Source organism: Bacteroides sp. 14(A), assembly GCF_000526555.1.
Classification (GTDB): domain Bacteria; phylum Bacteroidota; class Bacteroidia; order Bacteroidales; family Bacteroidaceae; genus Bacteroides; species Bacteroides cellulosilyticus.
On sequence record NZ_JAGH01000001.1, the window covers coordinates 106,243 to 117,980 of the forward strand.

At 41.8% G+C, this 11,738-nt stretch carries 5 protein-coding genes; 1 reads left to right on the forward strand and 4 read right to left on the reverse strand.

All coding sequences use genetic code 11. The features are described 5' to 3' along the window. Positions 1–17: 17 nt before the first annotated feature. The 4 genes from K429_RS0100330 to K429_RS0100350 form a co-directional block, all read right to left on the reverse strand. Positions 18–1,061: a hypothetical protein gene (locus K429_RS0100330; protein ID WP_025725690.1), complete on the reverse strand. Its 1,044-nt coding sequence runs from the start codon at positions 1,059–1,061 to the stop codon at positions 18–20. Positions 1,062–1,141: 80 nt separating this feature from the next. Beyond that, entirely contained in the window at positions 1,142–2,794 is a 1,653-nt protein-coding gene (locus tag K429_RS0100335) for a SusD/RagB family nutrient-binding outer membrane lipoprotein (protein ID WP_025725691.1), read from the reverse strand. Between the two features lie 13 nt (positions 2,795–2,807). Next, the gene (locus K429_RS0100340; RefSeq protein WP_022209854.1) at positions 2,808–5,957 is read right to left on the reverse strand and encodes a SusC/RagA family TonB-linked outer membrane protein; all 3,150 of its coding nucleotides are present in this window, start codon (positions 5,955–5,957) and stop codon (positions 2,808–2,810) included. A gap of 682 nt (positions 5,958–6,639) precedes the next feature. Then, a complete protein-coding gene (locus K429_RS0100350) occupies positions 6,640–7,488 on the reverse strand; it encodes a hypothetical protein (protein ID WP_007210708.1) in 849 nt (282 codons plus the stop codon). Positions 7,489–8,212: 724 nt separating this feature from the next. Here K429_RS0100350 and K429_RS0100355 point away from each other — a divergent pair. Then, positions 8,213–11,734 carry a TonB-dependent receptor gene (locus K429_RS0100355; RefSeq protein ID WP_025725693.1) on the forward strand — a complete coding sequence of 1,174 codons (3,522 nt, stop codon included), beginning with the start codon at positions 8,213–8,215 and terminating at the stop codon, positions 11,732–11,734. The last annotated feature ends 4 nt before the right edge of the window (positions 11,735–11,738 follow it).

Consider the following 11,738-nt stretch of genomic DNA (forward strand, 5'->3'; position numbering starts at 1 on the left):
AGAATATAGTTTACTGTCTACCAGGACCCTGAATCTTGCCGATACATGTCATAAACCTTTCTACCCATGAACTGATATCCCATTCCCTCGTATTTCGTACCGGAGAATACTGACTGGATATAGCCATTTCGCTCTACCAGTATTGTATGGTAAATCTTTTGCTCCGGATTCTTTCGGGAATAAAACTGAATCCGACGGTTGTCTGCCGTGAAAAAAATAATACTATCATTTTCGGTTTTATTCCATGACAGACGTTTCATTTTCTTTTTCAGATATCGTTGCATTAAATAGGTTCTGTGCCAGGTCCCTCCTGTCTTTGAGACAAATGGCTTTCCATCCAGCAGAGCATTAGCATCATCATAACAAGCTACAAATAAGCGATTGTCGGAAGAAGCTTCCAGCCATTTTTGTAATTTATCTCCGTAACGTTCATTATCCCAGTTGTAATTGCTGTCAATGAAAGAGATTCTTTTCACATAATCCGGAATTTCAGAAACTGCATCCATAAAACCGAAAATGAAGTTGCCTCCTCCACTGTGGCTGTTCAGTTCGATATGTGGATTATACTTGGAAAAAAGAGAAAGAATATACTCTACTGTTTCTTTAATCTTTTGATCCCGTGTAGGTTCAGCTTTTCTCCAACTTCCCCAGCTTTTGGTGTCTGCTTCCAGGTAAACCGTAATAAAGTTACATTCCGGATCAGAAGCTCTGATATACCGTGTTTGAGCTCCTATGTGTTGTATATGATAATGCCAGTCATCACCTTCTGCCGGCATTTTCCCGATGGTCCAGTCTGTACTGTTGCCATTCGGTAGTGCATATAGTACAAGTTTTGTGGGTTTATCCTTTCCGAATTTAGTTTCTGCGGGAGCATTTATATGAACTTTGATTCCTGGAGTATGGATAAAGCTGATAACTTGTTCCTCAAAATAAGGACTGGTTACAAATCCGGGTAATTTGATTGCTTTACCGGATATTCTCGATGAAGGATTCATCTGTTCTTGTGCCCGATTGGACAGAGAAAGACAACATATAAGAATTAAGAGAAGAATATTTTTCATATTGTTTCAGATAAGAGGTTATATGTATAACAAAATGCGTAGCTGAATTACTCAACTACGCATTTCATAAGAATCAATTTTTAGTTAACATCCCACCATAGGTTATTTTGTATGCTGTTGCTTCCACCCATGCGCTTTTCGGCTTCTTTCACGTTAGCTTCGTTAACGGTGTATTCCGAAGAAGGATAATAGATACGCTTGATATAAGCGTTTGGAGTATTATTAGCCTGATCAGAAGGATTCATGTTGAAGACACTTGAACTTACGTTTGCGAATGGCATAAGCGTAGGTTTGTGGAACTGGCGATGATCAGCCCAAGTTTCAAAAGAACACTCCTGGAACTGAGCAATGTATTTCTGGGTAAGAATCTTATCCATAGGTGTATTGTTGGTTCCTGTAACATCGTCATACTTGGCTGTGGTTCCATAATAGTTTGGAGAAGTTGAAGCCAGATAATTTTCGATTTTGCTTTCCGGAACTCCCAGTTCTGTCATACTTGAGCGTACGCCGGCTTCGTATTCTGTTTTGGCATCTCCACTTGTAAGACCAAGTTGGATGGCAATAGCTTTCAGGAAGCACAGTTCGCTGTACTTGAACAAAGGATACTTTCTGTCAATGGTTTCATAATACCAGGGACCGATTTTTGAGAAGTCGCTAACAAACTGTCCATTGTCCATTGCAGCACCTACACCCGAAGCTACATGTCCCGGATCTGTGCCGTCCCAATTGCCGTTCATGCTTGGAGTTGCAGGGCTTTCGATGATACCTGCGGGTTCAAAGTGGATCGGAGCGCGAGGATCGACAACCGCAGGAGCATTCTTGGCAGTAAGAATAACTTCGGTGATATTCTTATTGGCTTCGCGGTCGGCTGCGGTAGGCCATGCTTGTCCACCGATACCTTCTACAAGACGTTTGTAAGCCGTTGACATATGCAACACCGAAGAACCTTTATGATAATAAATAGGGTTCTGGGCAAATTTATCTTCTCCTTGCGTCAGGAAGGCGGCATCAGCGTCACTGCTGAATACACCTGCTGAAATGGCAGCTGCGGCTTCTGTTTTAGCCTTGGCGGCATCTACGTCGGAGATACGGACAGCCATGCGCAGGCGGATAGAGTTGGCGAATTTCTTCCATTTGGTAGCATCACCCCCATAAATAAGGTCATAAGAACCGACATTATTGGCTGCCGACTCATCCAGTTTACTTACGGCATCTTTCAATTCTTCGAATATGGTATAATATATGTCCTTCTGAGTGTCATACTTAGGCTGATCAATGTCGTTGGCAGCTTCAGAGTAAGGTACATCTCCCATACAATTCGTTAAACGCAACATAGCATACGCTTTCCAGATACGTGCCATCTGAACGACGTTATTGTGAACAGGGTTGCTCTCATTGGCACGGATTAATGAATTGGCATTGGTAAGCACGGTGTAAGTCAACTCCCAAATGTTGTCCACATAGCGTGCGTCTATGTTATAGTCGGAAGCCGAGAGTCCGTCGTTAGCCGAATATTCACAGAAAGTACTGATCATCAGCTGGTCTATCTGTTGCCACTGATTGGCATACGGAATACCACGTCCCTGTATGAATATCAGCTGGAACTTAGGATCTACTGAACCCGGTGTCGGGTTGTTGGGATCGGTATTCATATCGTCAAAATCGCCTACACAGCCCGCGAAGGCCATTGAAAGACCAATAATGCTTATAATGGATTTAAATAACTTATTCATTTTATCTTCATTTTTAGAATGTAACATTAAGATTGAAACCAAATGAACGGGTAGACGGTAGAGCAGCGGTTTCTACACCCTGTCCGTTGCCAGTAGAGTATGTACATTCAGGGTCGAATCCCGGAAGGTTATTGTACAGGAAGCATACGTTGTTGGCTACAGCACTGACTTTAATACCACTGATGATTGTCTTGTTGAACCATTTGTCCGGCAATATCCAAGAGAAATTAAGTTCGCGAAGGCGTACGTTGGTAGCATCATAAACGTAGTTTCCGATGTTGCCATAGAACTGTCCCCAATAAGCGGTAGGATTCAGTTCAACGGTGTTGGGAGCTCCTGTGTTTACATTAACACCCTGAGAAATCAAGCCCTTACCGGTTGAATAGAATTCTTCACGTCCGGCAACTGTTTCTTTGGTCTGACCATTAGATTGCAGACGCATCATAGATTGCAGATATACATCGCCACCATAGCGGACATCAATCAGGAATCCGAAAGAGAAGTTTTTCCATCTTAATGAAGAACCGATACCTGCTGTCCAATCCGGGTTCATATTACCGGAAACACGGAGGGTAGGATCTACTATGTATTTGCCGTCATCACCCACAAGGCGGTTTCCTTTTTCATCATATTTGAAACCATTCGTGTAAATCTGTCCGTAAGGTTCGCCTGTTTTAGCCATGACATAACAGTTTTGTCCCATCGGGCGAGCTAATGTAATGGATTCCACTCCTTCGTAGAGTTCTACGACTTCAGAAGAGTTTTTGGCGAAGTTCACCCAAAGATTCCAGTTCCAGTCGCGTGTGCGAACCGGCGTGGCATTCATCTGAAGTTCCCATCCCCAGTTGTCCACACGTCCTGCATTGATATATTTGGCGCTATATCCCGAAGTGATGGATGAAGGCATGGATATGATCTGGTTGTATGCACGTTTGTTGTAGTATGTAACGTCGAATCCTAAACGGTTATCAAAGAAGCGGATATCAGCACCGAACTCGGTAGATTTGATAATCTCCGGTTTAAGGTTAGAGTTTGCTTTCGTAGAAGGTTCTGCTACGCCCATTTGGCCACCTGCCATGTTAGAAACTGTAGATAATACAGACAACAGCTGATATGGATCGGTGTCATTTCCTGCTTCTGCATAAGATGCGCGTACTTTAGCGAAAGAAAGCCAGCTGGGAACATCTACTTTGAACTTGGTCAACATATCCGTCACTACCCAACCCAGAGAGAATGAGGGATAGAAGAATGAACGGTTATCCTTCGGTAATGTGGAAGACCAGTCATTACGTACAGTTATATCGAGGAACAGGTAGTTATCCCATGACAATTGTCCCAGTGCATAGAGGGATTGAACTTCTTTTTCTGATTTGGAAGTCGAAGTAGTCTTGGATTGACCATTCTGAATGGTATACAGTTCAGGAATGTTCAAACCTTCGGCTGTGGCATAGAAACTATTGTACTGGCGGTTCATCAGGTTACCACCAACAGAAAGCATTCCGGAGATTTTGGAGTCTGCAATCTTATCCTTTTGTGCTGTAACCAGGAAATCTGCATTGTATTCAGCCATATTGTATTGACCGGTTGAGAAACGACCATCCTTATAACCTGCACTTGAAATCAAGTCATGGCGTATCCACTTTTCGGTCTTCTTGCCATAAGTGTCACCGCCGAAGCGAACCATAGCTTTCAGCCAGCTGCTAACCTCGTATGTCAATGAAGCGAAACCATTGATACGATTGGTTACGTCCTTGTTACCGCTGAGAGAAGTCAGTGCATACGGGTTATTTACCACCGTAAGCATACTGGGATACCAGTCGATAATCTTTCCGTCTTTATCAAAAACATCTTTCATTTCGTGCAGGTTGATGCTGCGCGGAGTATAAATAAGAGCGAATATCGGGTTGAAACCTGAAGCAGAGAATTCAGGACGTCCCTGACCTTTCTGATAAGTATAGTTCAATTTGGCATCGAGAGTCAGGTTCTTGATGATTTCGCCACCTGCGCGAATAGAGAAGTTTGTCTTGTTCAACTCATTCTTCGGGATAACACCCTTACGCATTGTGTTTGACATACCTACACGGTAGTTCATCTTACCGGCGGAACTTGTGATATCAAGAGAATTGGTCCATGATGTACCGGTGTCCATGAAATCGGAAAAATCATTATTTTTTGCTTCCAAAGGACGGGTCTGTCCTGTCCAGTCTGTAACAACCGTACCCATTTTAGGACCCCAGGAGTTACGCGAGGTAGCCACAAATGCTCCGTCTGTACCCTGACCGTATTCATTCTGGAATTCCGGTTGAATCATTACATTTTCAAAAGTAAAGTTGCTATTGTATGACACTTTGGTTCTGCCACCCTGGCCTTGTTTGGTTGTAACCAGAATCACACCGTTACCACCGCGTGAACCGTAAAGAGCTGTAGCCGAAGGACCCTTCAGTACAGAAATTGATTCAACATCATCAGGATTCAGCATGGATAGTCCGTCACCGGTATCCGAATAACCTGCACCCCAAGAGTTTGTATTTACGTCGTCAACGCCTTGAGAGTTGTCGAACGGAACCCCGTCCACTACCACCAACGGCATATTATTACCGGATATAGAGTTGTTACCGCGGATGACGATACGGTTTGAACCACCGGGAATAGAAGTTGAAGAAATATTCATACCGGCAATCTTACCATTCAGTGATGTGGCAATGTTTGCAGTCCGGTTTTCAATAAGAGCGTCCCCTTTTACGTCTTGCACTGAATAGCCGAGCGCCTTCTTTTCACGCTTCATACCTAAAGCCGTCACCACTACCTCATCCAGAGCATAGTCTGTTCCGCTTAACTGTATTTTGTACGTAGCATTATTTGTAACAGGAATTTCCTGTGCGTCGAATCCAATGAAAGATACTACCAAGGTTTTTCCATTGGATGGAATATCCAGAGAGAACTTGCCGTCGATATCTGTTGCTGTACCGATGCCTGTTCCTTTTACAAGTACAGTTGCTCCGATAATCGGTTCGCCTTGAGTGTCTGTCACTACTCCGGAAATCCTTCTTGAGTTCTGTGTACTAGACGAAGTGGTATTTTGTGCACTTACACTCATTCCAGGGATGTAACCGCCACATATAAGCATTAGGCCGGTTACTGATAGAATTAAAAGTTTTTGCATTAACATAGATTTAATAAACAATAATGGTTAATAGTCCAGAATTATATCATCATATATGATTGGCTTGCTTTGAATATTTGTAACTTAACTTGAAAATAATGTTGTTATTTTCTCATACTCAAAGAATTACCAGAGGCTGTTGGGCAGCTGTCACATTACCAATGTCTATGAACAGTACACTTATAGTTACTGCTGAGAGGAGTTTGCTGTTTGCGAATCCTTTTCTTTTGCGATCTTCATTCATAAAAAGTTGATGATTTTGTTGTTAACTAAAATAGTCTTCTCTGAAAGAGTAAGAATGGGCAATTGAGAATAGCTTTGAGGCTATTTCTGCTGTCAGGTGGGGTCTTGTTCCATAGGCTCTTTTTTGTTTTTAGGTTTAACTTATATTTTATCTCTCTTATTTTAATTATACATTAGCTAAGTTCCAAGAGAACTTGGTAAATACATTGTCGGTTAAAAATTAAAATACACTAAATACTGTTACTATTTAGTTGGTTGTTTTAAGAGATAAACTCGTTATTAACAAAGGTGATGAAACGCCATTTCTTCGTTTCTTCTTAGCAAAGATATATTATAATTTAATATCAAGAACATTCCTTTGCATTTATTTAACTTTATATTTATATATTTGCTCTTCGAGAAGGTTTACACCTTCTGCGATATGCTTTATATACAAATATTAAGGTTCTTCAATATTTAATGAATGGAAGTCAATCAGTCCATTCATGGGAGTTTCTTCAATCACGTCCAACTCAATACCAAAGTCACCGGCGACTTCTCTTAGAATCGGGGCATAGCTATAGGCTAACGAACCTACAAAGCGGATTGGATAGTTCTTATAATCATATTGGCATACATTCCTTGTGAAGAAGTTGCGCAAATTGGTGATTATTAGTTCGTAAACATAATCATCACTCGTATAATCCGCCAGGAAATAAGAAATAGTGGATAGAAAACGATTAGGAAACGGGCGATTATAAACAGACTCCATTACTTCATTGGGGCTAATACGGAATTTCTCAAAGAAATCAGCCATTACCTCTTTGGGAGCCAAGCCCTTTAGTACATCCGAAAGAAAATGCTTGCCTAATACAGCACCACTACCTTCATCTCCCAATATATATCCGCCTGCTCTGACATTTTTTACAATAATCTTTCCGTTGTAAAAGCAAGAATTAGATCCGGTGCCTAAAATGCAGGCAATTCCTGCTTCACATTTAAACAGACCACGGGCGGCGGCAAGTAAGTCACTCTCTACTTGGATCGGAGTTTTGAACTGTGCTACTAATGAGGCACCCAATACATTCTTTTTCTCATAAGAAGTACAACCGGCTCCATAATAATATACTTGCTCCAGTTTTCTTTTGAAAAAAGTTTCGGGTAAACCTAAACGCACACTCCGGCTGATCTCTCTTCGGGTTTGGAAGAAAGGATTAAGTCCCTCTGTAAAAACACGTTGTATCAGGTGATTGTCTTCAACCAAAGCCCATTCAGTTCTTGTCGAACCACTCTCTGCAATCAGTTTCATACGCAGTTAGATTTAGAATTGGATACAAATATATAGTTTTTTTTAATATACCAAGACAAAAACTTCCAAAACTTCACTTAATCGTTTGGTTTTCGTGCTTTGCATTACTTACTGAAAAGAATATCTGAGGAATACATGGTTAAAGTGTAAAAAAGAGGTGAACTACTGCATATCTCCTTAAATTTATATGGAAGAATTGTAACCCGTTTTCTTGTGGGTTAAGTACCTCTTTTGCAGGGCTACACCTTTTGCTATAAAGGGTGTAGCTATCATGTCAAAAGGGTGTAGCCATCCGAAGTAAAGGGTGTAGCCATCTGAAATTGCCCTCACAGCTACTTCCTGAAGGGGAGGAAGTATTCTATTCCTGAAAGTTCATTCCTATAAGGACTCAATTTTTATGAATCGGAATAGACTATCCCTTTATCATTCTGGCTATATCTGAGACGTACCTGAGTCGTAATTGCTCCTGGTAGGCATCGAAAAATAAATTTAGAGCAAAGCTATCCTTCTAATACATATTTACCAAGTTCTCTTGGAACCGTTGAACTGTAATATAAATAAGGAGAGATAATATATAAGTTAAACCTATAAAATAGAAGAACGCCTATGGAGAAGAAATCTATCTGACAGGAGAAATAGTCAAAGCTATTTCTATACAGACTATCCTTACCCTAATTATTTTAGAGAAAACTATTTTAATTAACAACAAAATCATCAATCATTTATGAATGAAGAACGCAAAAAACGAGGATTGGCATATAGCAAATTCCTCACGGCAGTAGCAATCAGTGCACTGCTATTAGGCAGCGATAATGTGATGGCTACCCAAACTGTTTCAGGCAATGTTCCGGATATAAAAGAGCAGCTACAAACTATCGCTGTTACAGGTGTAGTCTTGGATGCTTCTGATGAACCGATTATTGGCGCCAGCGTGGTCGAAAAAGGCACTACCAACGGTGGTATTACAGATATTAATGGAAGGTTTACATTGAATGTAAGGCCAGGGGCTATATTGAAAATCTCTTATGTCGGTTACCAACCTCAAGAAGTAAAAGCTACCCGAACTATGAAAATAGTTTTGGCGGAAGATAGTGAAATTCTATCAGAGGTGGTAGTAGTAGGTTATGGCTCTCAAAAGAGGGAGAACCTGACAGGAGCAATTGCGACGGTAGATGTAAGCAAGACTTTAGAGGGACGCCAGATTCCTGATATCGGCCGGGGGTTACAAGGCACTACGCCGGGGTTGTCTGTCGTTATTCCAAGTGGCGAAATAGGTTCGGATCCGACTATAAAAGTACGTGGACAAATCGGCTCCATCGATGGTAGCTCTACACCGCTGATTTTGTTAGACAACGTGGAGATTCCTTCTATTCAGATGGTGAACCCTGATGATGTTGAATCTATCACCGTATTGAAAGACGCAGCTTCTGCTTCTATTTATGGTGCAAAGGCGGCTTTTGGTGTAGTATTGATCACTTCAAAAAAGGGTGCTAAAAGTGAGAAAGTAGAAGTAAGCTATTCCGGTAATTTCTCTTGGCAAAATATTTCCAAAAAGATGGAAATGGCAAGAGTTGATGGTATTCAGTATCGCATTGATGCGCTGAAACGTGCCAAAGGCACTCTATATGGAGCATTCTGGTATGTAGATGAAACCAGTCTTGAAAGAGCTAAGGAATGGGACAAAACCTGGGGTGGTAAGTTAGGGGTCAATGATCCGTTCGTATACGGCCGCGACTGGTACGTAGATGCTTCTAATCGTAAGTTCTCTATACGTACTTTCGATCCTTATGATTACATGATTCGTGAATGGGCTCCTTCGCAAACACATAATATCTCGTTGAGCGGCAGGAGTGGTAAGACTGTGTTCAATGTCGGTTTAGGCTATTTGGACCAAAATGGTTTGATGAAATTGGCTAAACATGATGATTTCCGCAGATGGAACGGTTCTATACGTTTAAGTACCGAAATCAACAAGTATATTACAGCCCGTGCCGGAGCTAATTATTCGAAACGTAACAAACGCTATGCTTACGCGACAAACTCTACAACGGCTGACCCATGGCTCTATCTCTATCGTTGGGATAGTACTTATCCGATAGGATATGATGAGAACGGAAATGAAATGCGTAGTCCGGCTTCTGAAATTCATCAGGCGAACACTGCAAACAAAGAGAATAATTACTTGAGTTTCAATGTAGGCGCAACTCTGCAAATAACGAAGGATTGGAAGTTTGACATCGATTATACTTATGCAGGCGAAGACCAGATATGGAAAAAAAACGGTACTAAATTTACAGCCGCTGATACATGGACGTCTCCCGTCAAGAGATTGGATGGTAACGGTAACCAAATATACGTTAATAATATGGGAGAAGTGGTATCAGCAGGTACTGAAGGTGCTATGCCTGCATACGACTTGAGCTATCGGCAGTATACTGCAGACGGTGCTAATCCTGACCATATTCGTCGTGAAGTGACTAACGCTAAAAGACATACGCTCAATATTACAACTGATTATAATTGGCAGATCAACGAAAAAAACAATTTGAAGGTATTGGTTGGAATGAACCGGACTGACTGGGAATCTGAAGATAATTGGTCGCAGATCACTAACCTTACAGATATTAATAACCTCAGTTGGGATAAAACCATCGGCACGCAGACTTCCAGCGGTAACCTCTACTGGGATGGTCAGCTCGGTTTCTTCGGACGTGTCAATTACAATCTGATGGACAAATATTTGCTGGAAGCGAACATCCGCTATGATGGTTCTTCTAAATTTCCCAGCAATCTACAATGGCGCGCATTCCCTTCTTTCTCTTTAGGCTGGCGCCTCAGTGAAGAGAAATTCATGGACTGGTCCAAAACGTTCCTCTCTTCTTTGAAACTCCGAGGTTCTTGGGGTATGATTGGTGATCAGACTGTATCCAGTTCATTGTATGTGCCCACTATCAGCCAGGGACAGGCAAGTTGGCTTGATCCGAGTGGTAATAAGATTATTTATGCCGGAACTCCAGCGGCAGTAGATCCTAGAATCACTTGGCAAGATATAGCCACATTGGATTTTGGTTTCGATGCGCGATTCTTTAACGGTGAATTAGGGGTAACATTCGACTGGTATCAACGCGACACCAAGAACATGATTGTTCCGGGTGAAGGTGTTACATGGACTTTTGGTGCCGGTTCTCCGAAAGGGAATTTCGGCTCTTTAAGAACACGAGGCTGGGAACTTTCTATCGACTATAATCATCGATTTGAAAACGGATTAGGGATCAACGCTATGGTTTCTTTGTCGGATGCCCAGACTGAAATCACTGCTTATGGTGATACAAAGAGCATTGACAGTTGGTATATAGGGAAAAAATATGGTGAAATATGGGGCTATCGCACAGATCGCCTTTATCAAAAAGACGATTTCGTATATGCCGATGGTAAGTTAGTTACCGTTTGGGCCTTGAATGGTAAAGAAGTGCCCGCTAACACTCCCGGCGCTAAAGAAATGAACAAACTGAAAGATCCGAATGGGGTATATCAAGATTATTTCCAAACGGGAACAATAAAGTTTGGCCCCGGCGATGTGAAATATAAAGATGTGAATGGTGATGGGAAAATTGATGGCGGTTCCCGATCAGTAGGTACGGTAACCGATGAAAATGATCCGAATTACGGTAAACGTGATACGGGGGACTTGGAAGTTATTGGTAACTCTACACCGCGTTACGAATATGGTATCCGTTTGGGTGCTGACTATAAAGGCTTTGACTTCTCTATCTTTATGCAGGGTGTAGGTAAACGCGATATTTGGGGTGCCGGTTTTCTTGCTATCCCTGGCTTTAATACGGGTGACGGTGCTATGCCGCAGGCTATTGCAGGTAATTATTGGAGAGAAGATCGTACAGATGCTTTTTATCCGGCCGCTTATAATCTGGCAGGTTCCAATACTGGTTTCAACATGCAAACACAGGATCGATACTTGCTCAATATGTCTTATTTCCGTATCAAAAACATCACGCTAGGTTATACACTGCCTGCCGTATGGACTAAGAAAGTACTGATTAACAAGGCTCGTATTTATGTGGCCTGCGAAAATTTCTTTACGTTTGACAAACTGGGAGGTTTGCCGATTGATGCGGAAGAAATCTCAGGTTTCTCTATGTTCAACTCTACAAACTATAACTCCGGCCGTACAGGTGTTGGTACGCCAACCATGAAGAATATGTCTGTAGGTATTCAGTTAAACTTCTAAAAAT